Annotated in this window: 21 protein-coding genes; 18 read left to right on the top strand and 3 right to left on the bottom strand. The window is 50.3% G+C overall.

The annotated features are described in order from the left end of the window. Nucleotides 1–87: 87 nt before the first annotated feature. From pyrC to HUF18_RS06935, 16 genes are all read left to right on the top strand, one after another. Nucleotides 88–1,125 (top strand): dihydroorotase, encoded by a 1,038-nt coding sequence (gene pyrC, locus HUF18_RS07010; protein WP_225691647.1) that lies wholly within the window; start codon nt 88–90, stop codon nt 1,123–1,125. A 32-nt stretch (nt 1,126–1,157) separates the two neighbouring features. Further along, nucleotides 1,158–1,790, top strand: coding sequence for a ribonuclease T (gene rnt / locus HUF18_RS07005; protein ID WP_222428575.1), 633 nt, complete (start codon nt 1,158–1,160; stop codon nt 1,788–1,790). A gap of 17 nt (nt 1,791–1,807) precedes the next feature. Continuing rightward, nucleotides 1,808–2,179: a UPF0231 family protein gene (locus HUF18_RS07000; protein WP_225691646.1), complete on the top strand. Its 372-nt coding sequence runs from the start codon at nt 1,808–1,810 to the stop codon at nt 2,177–2,179. A gap of 365 nt (nt 2,180–2,544) precedes the next feature. Further along, nucleotides 2,545–4,737 carry a catalase/peroxidase HPI gene (katG, locus tag HUF18_RS06995; RefSeq protein ID WP_225691645.1) on the top strand — a complete coding sequence of 731 codons (2,193 nt, stop codon included), beginning with the start codon at nt 2,545–2,547 and terminating at the stop codon, nt 4,735–4,737. A 1,102-nt stretch (nt 4,738–5,839) separates the two neighbouring features. Next, the gene (locus HUF18_RS06990; protein WP_225691640.1) at nt 5,840–6,130 is read left to right on the top strand and encodes a DUF1330 domain-containing protein; all 291 of its coding nucleotides are present in this window, start codon (nt 5,840–5,842) and stop codon (nt 6,128–6,130) included. Between the two features lie 91 nt (nt 6,131–6,221). After that, on the top strand, nt 6,222–6,533 hold the full coding sequence (locus HUF18_RS06985) for a DUF2695 domain-containing protein (protein WP_225691644.1): 312 nt from the start codon (nt 6,222–6,224) through the stop codon (nt 6,531–6,533). Between the two features lie 91 nt (nt 6,534–6,624). Further along, entirely contained in the window at nt 6,625–7,152 is a 528-nt protein-coding gene (locus tag HUF18_RS06980) for a hypothetical protein (protein WP_225691643.1), read from the top strand. Nucleotides 7,153–7,172: 20 nt separating this feature from the next. Further along, nucleotides 7,173–7,580, top strand: coding sequence for a hypothetical protein (locus HUF18_RS06975; protein WP_225691642.1), 408 nt, complete (start codon nt 7,173–7,175; stop codon nt 7,578–7,580). A gap of 130 nt (nt 7,581–7,710) precedes the next feature. Then, complete coding sequence (locus tag HUF18_RS06970; RefSeq protein ID WP_225691641.1) at nt 7,711–8,109, top strand: hypothetical protein; 399 nt, start codon at nt 7,711–7,713, stop codon at nt 8,107–8,109. A 152-nt stretch (nt 8,110–8,261) separates the two neighbouring features. Continuing rightward, the gene (locus tag HUF18_RS06965) at nt 8,262–8,552 is read left to right on the top strand and encodes a DUF1330 domain-containing protein (protein WP_225691640.1); all 291 of its coding nucleotides are present in this window, start codon (nt 8,262–8,264) and stop codon (nt 8,550–8,552) included. 483 nt (nt 8,553–9,035) lie between these two features. Beyond that, nucleotides 9,036–9,473, top strand: a complete 438-nt coding sequence (locus tag HUF18_RS06960) for a hypothetical protein (RefSeq protein ID WP_225691639.1) — start codon at nt 9,036–9,038, stop codon at nt 9,471–9,473. 69 nt (nt 9,474–9,542) lie between these two features. Continuing rightward, nucleotides 9,543–9,968: a DUF695 domain-containing protein gene (locus HUF18_RS06955; RefSeq protein ID WP_225691638.1), complete on the top strand. Its 426-nt coding sequence runs from the start codon at nt 9,543–9,545 to the stop codon at nt 9,966–9,968. 51 nt (nt 9,969–10,019) lie between these two features. Then, complete coding sequence (locus HUF18_RS06950; RefSeq protein WP_225691637.1) at nt 10,020–10,487, top strand: hypothetical protein; 468 nt, start codon at nt 10,020–10,022, stop codon at nt 10,485–10,487. A gap of 87 nt (nt 10,488–10,574) precedes the next feature. Beyond that, nucleotides 10,575–10,892 (top strand): hypothetical protein, encoded by a 318-nt coding sequence (locus tag HUF18_RS06945; protein WP_225691636.1) that lies wholly within the window; start codon nt 10,575–10,577, stop codon nt 10,890–10,892. A gap of 53 nt (nt 10,893–10,945) precedes the next feature. Then, nucleotides 10,946–11,494 carry a GNAT family N-acetyltransferase gene (locus HUF18_RS06940; protein WP_225691635.1) on the top strand — a complete coding sequence of 183 codons (549 nt, stop codon included), beginning with the start codon at nt 10,946–10,948 and terminating at the stop codon, nt 11,492–11,494. A gap of 4 nt (nt 11,495–11,498) precedes the next feature. Beyond that, a complete protein-coding gene (locus tag HUF18_RS06935; protein WP_225691634.1) occupies nt 11,499–11,807 on the top strand; it encodes a hypothetical protein in 309 nt (102 codons plus the stop codon). A gap of 25 nt (nt 11,808–11,832) precedes the next feature. On the opposite strand, the gene HUF18_RS06930 is transcribed toward HUF18_RS06935, so the two are convergent. Then, the gene (locus HUF18_RS06930) at nt 11,833–12,330 is read right to left on the bottom strand and encodes a hypothetical protein (RefSeq protein WP_225691633.1); all 498 of its coding nucleotides are present in this window, start codon (nt 12,328–12,330) and stop codon (nt 11,833–11,835) included. A 124-nt stretch (nt 12,331–12,454) separates the two neighbouring features. On the opposite strand from HUF18_RS06930, the gene HUF18_RS06925 reads away from it, so the two are divergent. After that, nucleotides 12,455–13,414 (top strand): D-hexose-6-phosphate mutarotase, encoded by a 960-nt coding sequence (locus tag HUF18_RS06925; RefSeq protein ID WP_225691632.1) that lies wholly within the window; start codon nt 12,455–12,457, stop codon nt 13,412–13,414. 47 nt (nt 13,415–13,461) lie between these two features. Next, nucleotides 13,462–13,929, top strand: a complete 468-nt coding sequence (locus tag HUF18_RS06920) for a hypothetical protein (RefSeq protein WP_225691631.1) — start codon at nt 13,462–13,464, stop codon at nt 13,927–13,929. Between the two features lie 7 nt (nt 13,930–13,936). On the opposite strand, the gene HUF18_RS06915 is transcribed toward HUF18_RS06920, so the two are convergent. Both HUF18_RS06915 and HUF18_RS06910 read right to left on the bottom strand, forming a co-directional pair. After that, nucleotides 13,937–14,359, bottom strand: a complete 423-nt coding sequence (locus HUF18_RS06915) for a bacteriohemerythrin (protein ID WP_145469313.1) — start codon at nt 14,357–14,359, stop codon at nt 13,937–13,939. A gap of 98 nt (nt 14,360–14,457) precedes the next feature. After that, nucleotides 14,458–15,393: a LysR family transcriptional regulator gene (locus tag HUF18_RS06910; protein WP_145469312.1), complete on the bottom strand. Its 936-nt coding sequence runs from the start codon at nt 15,391–15,393 to the stop codon at nt 14,458–14,460. Nucleotides 15,394–15,469: the final 76 nt, after the last annotated feature.

The raw sequence follows: 15,469 nt of genomic DNA, 5'->3' as shown, positions 1-15,469 counted from the left end.
GTTATCGGCCAATTCCGAGAAAAATTAAGCGGTTAAAGGCTGCTTTCGGTACAATGCCCCATCAATTTTAGCTGAAGGTTGAAGAGCATGACTGACCGTTTGACCATTACCCGCCCCGACGACTGGCACCTGCACGTACGCGATGGCGCCGTGCTGCAACATACCGTGCCTGCCACCGCCCGGGTGATGGGCCGCGCCATCATCATGCCAAACCTGCAGCCACCGGTGATGAATGCCGAACAGGCACTGGAATACCGCGACCGCATCCTGTCGCGCGTACCGCAGGGCCTGACCTTTAACCCGTTAATGGTGCTGTACTTAACCGACAATACCACCCCGGAAATGATTACTGAAGCCAAGGCAGCCGGTAACATTGTAGCCGTTAAGCTGTATCCGGCCGGAGCGACCACTAACTCCGCTTCCGGTGTTACCGATCTCGGCAAGCTCGATGATATCGCCGCTGCGCTGGCCGAAAACGGCATGCCGCTGCTGGTGCACGGTGAAGTCACCCAGAACCACATCGACATATTCGACCGCGAAAAAGAATTCCTCGACACCATTCTGGCACCGCTGGTCAGCCGTCATCCGACCTTAAAAGTGGTGGTTGAACACATCACCACCAAAGACGCTGCCGAGTTTGTACAAAGCCAGGGCAGCAACGTTGCCGCCACCATCACCGTGCAGCATCTGGCCTACAACCGTAATCACATGCTGGTTGGCGGAATTAAGCCGCACTTCTACTGCCTGCCGATTCTGAAGCGCAACATTCACCAGCAGGCGCTGCAGGATGTGGTCGCCAGCGGCAACAGCAAATTCTTCCTCGGCACCGACAGTGCGCCACACGCCAAAGGCGCCAAAGAAAACGCCTGTGGTTGTGCCGGCTGTTTTACCGCCTACGCCGCCATTGAGCTGTATGCCGAAATCTTCGAAGACCTCGGTGCGCTGGATAAGCTGGAAGGCTTTGCCAGCCATTACGGCCCGGACTTCTACGGTCTGGCGCGTAACAGCGACGAAATTACCCTGATCAAACAAGACTGGCAGGCGCCGGCCGAACTGCCGTTTGGCAAAGATGTTATTGTGCCGCTGCGTGCCGGCGAAACCCTGCGCTGGAAACTGGAGTACTGAGGGTGAGTGAAGAGAAACAGGAAAAAACCATGATGGCACAGCGCTTCCGCGGATTTTTACCCGTGGTTGTCGATGTTGAAACCGGCGGCTTCGATGCCGAAACCGACGCCCTGTTGGAAATCGCCATGGTCACACTGCGCATGGATGAGGATGGCTATCTGCATCCGAATGAAACCCTGAGCGCCAATATTCATCCCTTTGATGGTGCCAACCTGCAGCAGGAAGCCCTCGATTTTACCGGCATCGATCCGTTCGACCCCGAACGCGATGCCGAATTTGAGATCGACGCCCTGACCGCCATGTTCCAGACCGTACGCCGCGAGATCAAAGCCAACGGCTGTAACCGCGCCGTACTGGTCGGCCATAACGCCCACTTCGATCATGGTTTCCTGCGTGCCGCCGTCGCCCGCAACGATATCAAGCGCGATCCGTTCCACCCGTTTTCGTCCTTCGATACCGCCTCCATTGCCGCACTGGCCCTCGGTCATACCGTGCTGGCCAAGTCGTGCAAAATGGCCGGCATCGATTTTGACAACAGCGCTGCGCACAGTGCCGCTTACGACACCTACAAAACCGCCGAACTGTTCTGCTTTATTATCAATCGCTACAAAGATCTGGGCGGCTGGCCACTGGCTGGCGCCGACCTGAGTGACGACAACGACTGACCACACGAAGACCCTTTATGGATTACCGTTTTTTCTACAATGAACGCCAGCTGCCCTGCGCACGCCTGTCGATGGACCACGAAGCCTTTGGCCTCTGGCTCACCGACGAACTGGGTGCCGATACCGAGCAGCTGAGCCGTCTGTTGCAGGCTGTCAGCAGTCTGGAACAAGGCCAACAGAGTGAATTTCAGTGGCAGGGGCGCGATTTCTTACTGCGTCTGACCCGTGACGATGCCGAAGTCATTGCCCTGGTACTGCTGCAGGATCATTCACTGGAGGAGCTGGAAGGCGAAGATCTGGAGTTTTACGACGCCGAATCCTTTGCCGCCTGTGGCCTCGACGACTTTAAAGAACTGCTCAGCGAATGGCAGGAGTTCCTGCTCGACTGAGCGTTATCGGCCTGCCCCATCCGGGGCAGGTGTTTTATCTGCGGCTGTCGCTGTTGTGTTTGCCTGACCCGGCACATTGCCAACCCCGTAACAGATTTCAGCAACCCCTACCGACAAACCAGCCTGACTCACCAACCTGACTCCCTCAACCTGCTGCCCTCATCTCCTTCGACGGCTTAACGATAGTCAGTAATCCTTTCTTTTAAAAAGTTCGATAGCTTTTGACTAAGGAACGTATTGCCACAACTAATTCGGCAAGCGTGCGCTTCTCCCCTAGTCTGTATCTGTACAGTCACTACCGGCACAGACTTCCACAACCTTCCACAATGGGAGCGCCGGCCAACCGGTCAATCAAGGAGATACTTATGAGTAACAGTAATCAGGGAAAGCCAGCAGGCACCTGCCCGGTCATGCATGGTGGTAACACCACGTCCGGCAACGACAATATGGCCTGGTGGCCCAACGCACTGAATCTGGACATCCTCCATCAGCACGACAGCAAGACCAATCCTCTGGGCGACGATTTCAACTACGCCGAAGAATTCAAAAAGCTCGATCTCGAAGCCCTGAAAAGCGACCTGAAAGCCCTGATGACCGACAGCCAGGACTGGTGGCCAGCCGACTGGGGCCATTACGGCGGCCTGATGATCCGTATGGCCTGGCACAGCGCCGGCTCTTACCGCACAACCGATGGCCGTGGTGGTTCCAACACCGGTAACCAGCGTTTTGCACCGCTGAACAGCTGGCCGGATAACGGCAACCTCGACAAAGCCCGTCGTCTGTTATGGCCACTGAAAAAGAAATACGGCAACAAGATTTCCTGGGCCGACCTGATGATTCTTGCCGGTAATATGGCCTATGAATCCATGGGCTTTAAAACCTTCGGTTTCGCCGGTGGCCGTGAAGACATCTGGCATCCGGAAAAAGACACCTACTGGGGTTCAGAAAAAGAATGGCTGGCGCCAAGCGGCAGCGAAGGAACAAGGTACAGCGGTCAGCGCGATCTAGAGAACCCATTAGCCGCCGTGATGATGGGCCTGATCTATGTAAACCCGGAAGGCGTGGATGGTAACCCCGATCCGCTGAAAACCGCTCAGGATATGCGCGTCACCTTCGAGCGTATGGCCATGAACGACGAAGAAACCGTTGCCTTAACCGCCGGTGGCCACACCGTGGGTAAAGCACACGGCAATGGCGATGCCGCCAACCTTGGGCCTGCCCCGGAAGGCGCCGACGTTGACGAACAGGGCCTCGGCTGGAACAACCACAAAGGCCGCGGTATTGGCCGCGATACCGTCACCAGCGGTATCGAAGGTGCCTGGACCAGCAAGCCAACACAATGGGATAACGGCTACTTCGACCTGCTGTTTAAATACGACTGGGAACTGACCAAAAGCCCGGCCGGTGCCCACCAGTATCAGCCGGTGAACATTGCCGAAGAAGATATGCCCGTGGATGTCGAAGATCCGTCCATCCGCTGCATCCCGATGATGACCGACGCCGATATGGCACTGAAGATCGACCCGGAATACCGCAAAATAGCCGAGCGTTTCCGTAACGATCAGGCCTACTTCGAAGACGTGTTTGCCCGCGCCTGGTTCAAACTGACCCACCGCGATTTAGGTCCGAAAAGCCGTTACCTCGGTGCCGACGTACCGGCCGAAGACCTGATCTGGCAAGACCCGGTGCCGGCGGTGAACTACACCCTGAGCGACGCCGAAGTAGCCGACATTAAAGCCAGAATTCTGGCCTCTGGTCTGAGCGTATCAGAGCTGGTTGCCACCGCCTGGGACAGCGCCCGCACCTTCCGTGGTTCCGATTACCGTGGTGGGGCCAACGGCGGCCGCATCCGTCTGGCGCCGCAAAAGGACTGGGAAGGCAACGAACCTGCGCGCCTGCAGAAAGTACTCAAAGTACTGGAAGGCATTCAGGCCGGTTTAAGCAAACCCGTCAGCATGGCCGACCTGATTGTACTGGGCGGCAGCGCCGCGGTTGAAAAAGCCGCCAAAGACGGTGGCGTGGATATTGTTGTGCCGTTCGCACCGGGCCGTGGTGATGCCACCGACGAGATGACCGACGCAGCATCCTTTGAACCGCTGGAACCGATCCACGATGGTTTCCGCAACTGGGTGAAAAAAGACTACACAGTAATGCCGGAAGAGCTGCTGCTCGACCGCGCGCAACTGATGGGTCTTACCGCCGTAGAAATGACCGCACTGGTCGGCGGTATGCGCGTACTCGGCACCAACCACGGCGGCAGCAAACACGGTGTGTTCACCGCTAAAGAAGGCGTATTAAGCAACGACTTCTTTGTGAACCTCACCGACATGGCCTACAGCTGGAAGCCAACAGGTAAAAACTCCTACAACATCGTTGAGCGTAAAAGCGGCGATGTGAAATGGACAGCGACCCGTGTCGACCTGGTGTTTGGTTCCAACTCCATCCTGCGTTCTTACGCCGAGGTGTACGCACAGGACGATAATAAAGAGAAGTTTGTAAAAGACTTTGTTAAAGCCTGGGTGAAGGTTATGAATGCGGATCGTTATGATCTGAAATAATGACCCCAGCCTTTGCTGGCAGCTGATGCTGAAATCAGGTGGTACTGAAGTCAGGCGCAGTCAGCTGCTGGCGATTAAAAAAACTCCGGGTTTTGCCCGGAGTTTTTTTATGGCTGTTTATTGTGATGGAGAATACGGCGGCTGTAGGGTCGACGGCTGTGGGAGCTACTTTCAGTCGCAATATCCGGTTTGTTTGTGGCCGCTGCGCGGGCTGGCTTTTTTAGTCTCTTTGAGGCCTTTGCGGGGCTGCCTGACCGCCATGGATGGCGGAAATGCCGATTGTGCAGGAGCACACAATCGGCCCTGCACCCAATCCGTGGAACTTATCCCCGGCCACGTGCGCATAAAACCATGATGCAAAGCCGCATATCAGTTCAGGAACAGTACTGTAGGAGCGGATCTTATCCGCGACGGAAGCTGCCATGCGTTCACATTGATATGTAGGGTGGGCACTGCCCACCAGATCACAGCTTTCATTATCAAGAAGAGCCAAAGCAATACCTGTCGTCATTTGCCACTTGTAACCATTTTTATCAATTATTGAACCCGCCCCCGAACTTCAGTACTCTCAAACCAACGCAGGGATGCCGCCATATCGTACGAACACACCGTCCGGACACACGCCCTCCCCGCTTACAATCCCGAATGATAAAGCCACGCGATTCCTGCCCTGCGTATACAAGGACGGGCGGTAGCGTGTCTGGTATACAAGCATCACCTGAACGATTTTCACTTCCGGAAAAGCACCGAAAATTACCAGAGAAAAACCATGTACAAACAACCAGTATATTTTGCTGTTTGCGGAATCTGATGCGCGTTTACGCTCAGGTAGCAAAACGCGCATGCGCAGATTGACACCTTCGGACCAGAAAGAATAGAAGAAAATCAATCACTTAAGATTCTGCGAAAAGTGATAACGCGCAAAATGTAAAGAACGCTTCAGGGTAAAAGTGCGTGTGCGCATTTATATCCTGACAAGAAAAAGAATAACGATGGTTTTTACAGCCCGGACAATGGGTTAGGCTGGAAATCTGAATAAGGGCTTAGGTGTGTTAATGAGCATGCCTACTAAGAAACTGTTAGGTGAACAAAAGGACTAAACATGACCGTATACGTAATTCTTAGAATAACTGTTCACGATCCTGATAAACTAAAAGCCTATCAAAAAGTAGCCCCAGCAATCATTGAACAGTATGAGGGGACACTATTGGCGCGAGGCGGAGAGGTTGTCTCACTGGAAGGGTCTACCGATAATCGAAGAACTGTCATAATCGAGTTTCCAACGATGGAAAAGGCGAAGTCCTTTTATCGGTCTCCAGAGTACACTGATGCAATACTGCTTCGCAAAGGTGCGGCGGAGTTCGAAGTGATGGTTGTGGAAGGTCTTGCCTAAGATAGCCAAATCACCTAACACGGCGCTCCACCCGACTAAAAACCGCTACGCGGTTTTCGTCGGGTGAGCTAGGCGTTATGAGTAATTGAGCATGGACAAAGAGCAGAAGAAGAAACTTAAAGCTCAATTTAAGCAGAATGAGCAAGATGAGATTCGAGCATCAATTCCTATGAGTATTGATGACCTAAAAGATCTCTTATCCTACTTAAACAGGGATTCTGCTCCAGAGTGTGATCACTCACTGAAGGAGTCCATTGAATTCATTAAGTCGCGGAAGCTTGATCCAGAAGTGGTTGTTCCTTGGCTTGGAGAGCACGGTGGTTTCTGTGACTGCGAGGTAATCTATAACGTCTATGACGATGTGGGTGACATCGTAGGATGGCACCTTGATGAAAACTCATAACAAGCGGCCGTTTAGGCCACTGAAAAGCGTGGCGGGACGCGCAAAAAGCGCGCGCCCAAAGGCCGGGCGTTATGTTTATTGAGAGATCGTTGTGCCAAATCAGTTGATCTACAAAATAATTGAGTTTGAGTTATTGTGCTCAATTGTTAGCCCTGAACAAGTTGTCCTCTGGGCAGATGAGCAGATTCTTGATTATGACGAAACAGAAGAAGCTCTTCTTGAACTTTGTGTGGCCAACTCTGAAGAGAAGCAACTTAAAATTCTAGGTAACATTGATACCAACTTAGAAAATGAAGCATTCGAGTTGGTGGCAATTGAGCTTCTAAAGCGTTACGAATTAGGTCTATTGGACTTCTTTGAATTGACCAATAAGCTTCTGGTAATCCATTATCATTCTTCAAAGCTTTCACCTGTTTCAATAGATTTCATAATTTGGCTCGATGATGAGGTTTGCCTTATCACTGAGGGTATTAAAGAGCTTGAACCGGCTAAGAAAATTTTACAGAAATTCTTAGCCGGTATCGTAGAAAAACATAACAAGCCAAAGCACGCGGACTTGGTAAAGCTGTCACCTTTTTTGTTTCAAAAAAGCCGCCAACTTCACCAATCCGGTGTTTGAGGCGTTATGCGTAAAAGAGTATGAATCAAGTTATCGAAGATGAAATGAAAATTCTTTGGTCTGATTTCGAAGAATATGACGTCGATCAAAAGCTTCAGGCATTTGAAAGATTAAAGAAGTCAACGACTGAGGAAGACCTACCGAGATTGGTTGAGCTTTTGAAATCTGAGAATAATTATTTCTGGGTTCGCGAGCTACTTTCAGAGCCTATTTCAGATCTCGGTGGCACGAAATACTTGCCTGAGTTGTTTGATGCTCTTGATCTTAATGAACAAGAAGGCCACGATAATGACGGTTTGAACCACTTCCTCACAGAAATTGCTTGGTCAGATCCTGAGGGGTGTAAAGAGAAATTGTCCAGCCTATTGGCACTGCCTGCTTTTCGTCATCGAGAAGCCGCCAAATGGTTGCTGACATTCTGCGAGTAACTACGCACAACAAGGCGCTGCAGGCCGACGTCCAACTTTCTGCGCGGTCGCTGTCGCTCCCATTTTCGCGCATAAAGCGCCCAAAGTTGGCCGCGGCTAAGCGCGGCGTTATGTTTCATCAGAGTAAGCAATGGAACTTGATTTAACAAAAGAAGAAATAATTGTTCTCACTGGATTGCTGAGGCGGTATTCGGAAAATGATGTGTTCGCTGTAGAAGATCAAGCGGAGCAGCGTGCTCTATGGAATCTTGAATGTGTCCTAGAAAAGATAGTTGGTAACCTCTACGAAGGAGACTGGAGCGAAGCACTTGATTCGGCCTCTGAGAGTTTACGAGACGAAGCTGGAACAAGCTCAGCGTTTGAGAAAGAAAATGGTCGCATTGCACTATGGCTAGAACCAAGCGATATACATTTTATATTGTCAGAGTGGCGTAAAGTTCCTGAGAATGAAACTGTGTCAGCAAAAGAAAGTTGGGGTAAATTATCGTTTAGGTGTAATTCTGCTCTTCACAAAGCAGGTTTAAAGTAAAGTGGCCGCAGTAAAACATAACAAGCCGCTGCACTCTGACACATACTGCTACGCTCGTTTTTGTGTCTGTCGCTGCGCTCCATTTTCACACAAAAACGCTCTCTGCAGTATGTGCAGGTTAGCGGGGCGTTAGGTGAACAAAAGGACTAAACATGACCGTATACGTAATTCTTAGAATAACTGTTCACGATCCTGATAAACTAAAAGCCTATCAAAAAGTAGCCCCAGCAATCATTGAACAGTATGAGGGGACACTATTGGCGCGAGGCGGAGAGGTTGTCTCACTGGAAGGGTCTACCGATAATCGAAGAACTGTCATAATCGAGTTTCCAACGATGGAAAAGGCGAAGTCCTTTTATCGGTCTCCAGAGTACACTGATGCAATACTGCTTCGCAAAGGTGCGGCGGAGTTCGAAGTGATGGTTGTGGAAGGTCTTGCCTAAGATAGCCAAATCACCTAACACGGCGCTCCACCCGACTAAAAACCGCTACGCGGTTTTCGTCGGGTGAGCTAGGCGTTAGGTTGTATATGAATTCGGATGTCGAGCCAATGTATGTGGATTGCGGTGTTCATGGGGAGCGCGTGGCAGCAGTGGTCTGTTGTCATCTAGTGCGTGAATCCGGCAGTAAGGCAGGATTCATTGAAAACTCAACTGACCCCAATGACCTCCAGGCTTGGTGCTATGAGTGCGAAGCAAAATTCGATACCGAAGGTGAAATGACAGATAGCTTTAAAGAATTCTGCGACATAAAAATCGTATGTGTTAACTGCTATCAGAGCTTTAAAAGCTATCATTACAAAACAAATTAACAAGAATATGGCGCGGCAACCTAACAAACGGCGGCAGTCGGACCCAGTTCCGCTCGTGCCTCGCTACACTGGCCCGCTGCGCCGGGCGTTAGCTTACAAAAATAAGGACAAGTAGTTGCCTGAAAAGGAAATTTTAATAGAGGCCCCAAAACCAGATAAAAACGATTTAGCCCCAATGTATTTTTATGTGGGCTTATTATCTATTTTTGGTATCCCGATGCTCTTCGTGAACTTTCTCGCTTCTTTTATGTTGTTATTTGGGGCCTTAATTGTATTTCTATATCATTACACTCGCATTTCGGCTGTAAATGAGGCATTTCGATTAAGTCATGGCAATATAGAAATAATTAAAGGGAAGAGAGTGATCTGGAAGGGGAAAATCAATAGTATTCGTTCTGTTGATATTGATACTTTTTCAGAATGCCGCGCTGAAAAGGGATTAACTATGGTTGTTCTCTATTTCAAAGACGATTCATCTTGGTCATTCAGTTATGTGAATTACAAACATTCACAGCTTGAAAAAATTAAATCATTGATCGAATCAATAAACTAACAAGGCGCTCAAGCTTTGGACGTGCTACGCACGCCGCTTAGATTGGCGTTACATATCAAGGAGCTCGCAGTGACAGAAATATCCGAGGGAGAATGGGCCATTGCCAAAGGGGAGCGCGAAGGCTTTCCGATAATATATAGATACCGTCCATCCATTGATCCAAGAGTATGCAAGTCTGATTATGCAACGATGGTCGTCATATCTTGGCAATTTGAGGGTAGAGAAAATGGCTTTCCCGATCAACCGACTAATGAGCAGCAGCAAGAACTAGAGGATCTATTGGACTGGCTCGATACACCTGAAAATTCTTATTTAACACAGGTAGTCACTTGCAATGGTTCAAAGGAATGGCTTTGGTATGTCAAAGACTGCAATGATTGGATGGGTAAACTAAACCAATCGCTATCAGATAAGTCCGCTTTTCCCATTGGCATTAATTTCTATGACGATCCTGAATGGAATACATACAACGGTTTTATTAAATGGGTAAGCTAAATGTCACAAGGCTGAGCACGCGACAAGCCTTTGTCAGCGGCGTTAAGTGGTATGACTAAGTCCAAGATTATCTCAAATTTCTATAGTGCCTTTGCTTTGAGAAGTAGGCCTGATCACTTCACGAAGTTCGATCATTGCCCAGAATGTGCTGAGCACGATGAATCACTAAGAGCTGTCGAGTTGAGTGCGATTGGCGCGACACAGGTCGGATACATTGGATATGGACCTATCAGTTTTCTAACCGCTGAAGCGTTAGCTTATTGCATGCCCCGATTTCTTGAAATGGTCTTATTGGATGGGCAAAACGATCAGGGTGATGATTTTATTGGTGATTTCATATTACAGCTGGTGCCGAGAGAGAATTTCGATCGTTTTTCTGGGTATACAAACAAAGAGCGTACCGTTGTGCTAGATACGTTGGACTATATCTATGAAAGCATGCATGAAGTCGTAAAACGTAATAGCATAGAAAAGGAATTAGAGGATGCTATTTTGTATTGGTCTAAGAAGACCACTTAACAAACTGCTGAAATACGTTGCGGCCACAAAAAGCGTGACCTTCACTAGGACTCGCTTCGCTCGCCTTCTAGCGGGATGTTAACACACATGGGTATTTCCGGTATTCGCTCAAAAGAAGTTAAACTCCTTACAGCACTTCTGATGTGTTCTTCATCTGTACACGCAACGAGTCAGTGTCCGCCAGAATTCGGCCAGAAAGATCCGCTTATCGATACGCTTGGCTGGCTTATTGTTGCCGCAGGTATCATCGTTGGCGCACGGCTTTTCACTTACATCATCCGACGCTCACGTGGCACAAGCTGGCTATCGCGCACTATTGTTATCATCGCCGGATTTTCTGGGATGATACTCGTATGGGTCGGCGGATTTTCCCTGGCGTTTGTAAATTTTTTCTTCAAATGCTAAGACTGCGTTCTTGCAACGTCTTCAAGCATTAGCCCTTATGGAGAAATATCAGAGTGAATCTTAGGCAAGCAAGCATTTTAGAATTCGACCTTGTATATAACATACTCTATGAGAATGCTATCTGGATTCAATCAAAAGGAGTTTTTCAATGGCCACTTGACTGGCTTGATTCAATCCGACCCGAAATAAAAGCTTCAATTGATTCCGGTTTATTTTATGTAATTGAACTCGATAGAAAATTAGTCGCTACGGTTGAACTCAGATCCAATCCTGAAGAAATATGGAAAAACGACCAAGCGAAAGCGCTTTACATTCATAAGTTAGCCATTTGTCGTAAATACTCTGACAAAGGCTTAGGACGAGAAATCCTTGCTCTAATTAAGTCTAAAGCCAAAGATAATAATATTAATTACCTGCGATTGGATTGTGTAGCACACAACCATAGACTCCGAGAGTACTACGAATCATGCGAGTTTGAATTAAAGGGTATAGTCGAGACAACAGAGGTCAACTTAGCCTTGTATGAGCATCAAATCCAAAGCCAAAAAGATGCTGTTAAAGATCATAATCCACCTATAAAAACGGGACTAAAGCCAAGCTGACGCCATGCCACTAAAAGAATTTATATCCGCCATTCTGCTCTTTGCTTATATATTATCGGCGTTATTTATTACTGCTACTACTTCCCGGCCTGCAGGTGTTGCTCTGCTGCTTCCTGTTTTTGGAGCTGCGCTGTTTCTCGCCTTCCGTGAGTATCGGGCCGAAGATGTAAGTGCCGAATATCTAAGTGACGAATTAAATACAGAAGGTAATGCAAAAGAGAACAGGGCAAATAAGCGTCTTCATTTTTTTGTTCGGGTTATTTGGGTTGTTATTCTTTTCGCAGTGGTTATCTGCGCAATGTCGTACCTATAGCACTTTTTTTATGCCCGCCCTGCCCTTACCAGACCCCGCCGATTTCCCAACGCTCCTTCCCCATAACCACTTCGTCGCCAATACTCAAACGCATCAGTGTTTGCGCCAGCGGTGCCTGGGTACTTAGCACGGCGATTGTGCGTCCTTCTGCCACGAGCTGGCGGCCGCCAACCGGCGCTATCCACAACCAGCGCTGATTTTGCTGCGCACTTTTACTCTGAGTATCCAGTAATTGAATCAATGCGCCGGAGGCGATGGTGTCGTCTTCACTGAAGTCCGGCACCGGCCATTGGCCGATAAGGATGCGGGTTTCCTGCAGTTCGCGGATACGCTCCGACTGGCCGTGTGCCAGATAGGCAGCTTCCAACGCCAGAGTGTCGTACTGATTTTCCGGTTTATTGCCTTCGTGGGAGGCAGTTTCCTGCGCCTGGCGGGCGGCATTGAGTGCGGACGCAATTTCGCCATCAAGGGCAGCCAGCAAGGCTTCTTTTAAGGTGCTTTTGGCAAACGGAACTGTGTTCAAATGGATAACCGAAAAATAAAGAATTATGCGATTATAGGCCTATTCGTCGTTTATATTAATGCTTTGTCTGTGCCCTGAGTTCAGGGCTGCGTCTCAGCGAATACCCTAAGGAATAGCGCTAACCATGCCGTCTCTGTCCTCTCACCCGGTTACCACTGCAGCCTCTGTTTCCTCCGCGGCCTCACGGTTACTGGCTCACAGCCCTTTTGTTAAAGCGGTGCAGCGTGATGAGCTGACCTGTCTGGAAATCCGCCATCCGCAGTTCAGCGCCGATCTGTTATTACAGGGTGCGCAGTTAATTCATTACGCGCCTGAAGGTGAGAACAACTGGCTGTGGCTGAGCGAGCAGGCGGAATACAAACAGGGCCAATCGCTGCGCGGCGGCATTCCGCTTTGCTGGCCGTGGTTTGGCAGTGCGGCGATGAACCCGGCGGCGGTAAAAGCCACCATTACTAATCCGGAGCAGGCACCGGCCCATGGTTTTGCCCGTGCACGGCAATGGCAGCTGAGCAATTTGTACGAGGCCTGCGACCGGGTAGAAATTACGCTGACATTAAATGATCACCAGCATCCGCAATGGGCAGCACAGCTGAACGCTGAGGCGCAGTTTATTTTCCGCGCCGACAGTCTGGCGGTTAATTTAATCAGCCAGAATAACGGAACCGAACCGGTATGTTTCAGCCAGGCATTGCATACCTATTTCCCCACCGACGATGTACGTGCCACTCAGGTATTGGGCTTTGAAGGTGAGCGTTATATCGAAACCTTAGAAGGCTGGTGCGAGAAAACTCAGCAGGGGCCGGTACGTTTTAACGGTGAAACCGACCGTATTTACGATGCCACGCGTCCCTTACGTTTAATCAGCCCGCAACAACGTTTATTACTGCAATCCTGTGGCAGCGCCAGTGCCGTGGTATGGAACCCGTATATTGAAAAAAGCCTGCGTCTGAGCCAGTTTGCAGCGGATGCCTGGGTGCGGATGTTTTGTGTAGAAACCGCCAATGCCTTTGCCGATGTAATTACCCTCGCGGCAGGCGAAAAGCATTGCCTGGGACTGCAATTAAGCTCGCTGGGTCAGGGTTAAGCTCGCAGGATTAACACGGCATTCTGCCAACATTAGCGAGGAGGTTTATGGTGTCTTACGAATTAACCGTCAGCGCCCCACGTCAGGTACGGATGTTACAAATGCTGCTGTTTTACAGCATCGCTTTCCTCGTTGCCTGGCTGGTCAGCAGCGATCAGCCACCGGCCGTTCTCTGGCCGGTTACTGCGCTGGCTCTGCCATTACTGTTGTGGTTGCAGTGGTGGGAACATAAACACCATCATCAGCAGCAACGGGTTAAAACCCTGCTGCGCTATGACGATGGGCAACTGTTTATTGCCCCGCATGCTAACCACCCGGCATTGACACTGGCCGCTGCTGATATCCGTAAGGTATTTATCGGCCCTGGCTATATTGCCGTAGAAGGTGATTACCCCATTGCCCGCTCGCTAAATCTGCCTATGCAGGCCGATACCCGGGAACGGGATAAAACGATAGAAGATATTATTGCCGCGTTATTGCAGGACAATCCGGCGCTGGCGGTTATTCGTGAATAATCGCCTATTAATGCGCCCGCTTTTGATCCTGCTTTTGTTCCTGCTGCACTAAAAACTGCGATAGCGCCCGGTCGTAATCGTTCATATGCCGGCCAAACCAGTCTGGAATTACATCCATTAAAAATTCGAGTACACCGGTCATATCGCCACTGCTTTCATAGCCTGCCAGAGCGTCGGCAAACTGCTGCAATATACGCTGGTGTTCATGGCGGTGGGATGCAAGGGCGGGAAAGCGCAGGTATTCCATATCACGCTCTTCCTGTGCAAAGTGCTGCTGACAATGCTCATACACGCGGCGTAAATACGGCAGCCCTGCGCGCCCCATCAACAACGCCTGTTCGGCCTCGTTCAGCAGGTTGGCAAATTCTTCGTGTTCACGGTTCATTTGCGCTAACGCCAGCGGGCGGTAATCGCGGAATTCGATGGTCATGACAGCAGATCCGCAGCAACAATCAGTAGTGGCAGTCTAACCCGCCACTACTGATTACGATGTTGATTATCGTCAAGCGAAGGCCGATCGAACGGCAATCAGCAGTACTGCGCCACATCGACAATAGTGCGACGCAACCAGCGATGTGCCTGATGGTGCTGCAACAGCGGCGACCAGGCCATTTTCAGCTCGAACGGCGGGATTTTGAACGGCGGCTCTTTCACCACCAGCGAGGCCGATTCAGCCTGCATATCGGCCACCTTACGCGGCAATGTCGCCACCAGATCGTTATTCAGCGCCAGCAGCGCCGGCATCTGATAATGGCGGGTAAACACCGAAATTTTGCGTTTATGCCCCAGCTTCGACAGGGCGTTATCCACCCAGCCCAGACGGATGACCTTCTCCGGGTCGATACCTACACCAGCCCCCATACCGGTTTTGCTTACCCAGATATGTTTGGAAGCCAGATAGGCATTGAGATCAAAATTGAGAATCCCCGGATGATCGGGGTTAATCAGACAGACAAAGTCGTCCTGCCACAGAGTCATCTGGTGGAAAGACTGCGGCATCTCGTCAAAGCGGTTAATGGCCATATCGACCTTACCGGCTTCTACGTCTTTAAAGGTCACATCCGAGGGGGTCAGTACGTCGAGGATAATATCCGGTGCTTCGGTACGCAGGCGCTTAACCAGCTCCGGCACCAGCGTGGATTCGGCGTAGTCGCTGACCATAATGCGGAACACGCGGTGGCTGCTCAGGGCGTCAAACTCTTCCAGTGGCTGTAACGCCATCTCCAGTTCGCCCAGCGCCTTACGGATCACCGGCTGCAGCTCCTGTGCCCGTTCAGTCGGTGTCATACCGTCTGAGGTGCGTACCAGCAGCGGGTCACCAAACAGTTCGCGCAGCCGGCGCAGGCCATTACTCATCGCCGGCTGGGTAATACCCAATTGCTGTGCTGCTTTGGTAACACTGCCTTCGCGCAGCAGGACATCGAGGTAGACCAGCAGGTTAAGATCGATACGATCGAGGTTCACAGACATCACCCTTCAGTGTTGAAGGGCGCATTGTCGCAGGAATTCCGGCATTCACCAAGACTATACAACTGCCTTG

Source organism: Thalassolituus sp. ST750PaO-4, from assembly GCF_020320405.1.
GTDB classification, from domain to species: domain Bacteria; phylum Pseudomonadota; class Gammaproteobacteria; order Pseudomonadales; family Oceanobacteraceae; genus Venatoribacter; species Venatoribacter alkanivorans.
This window is presented reverse-complemented; position numbering and strand designations above follow the sequence as displayed.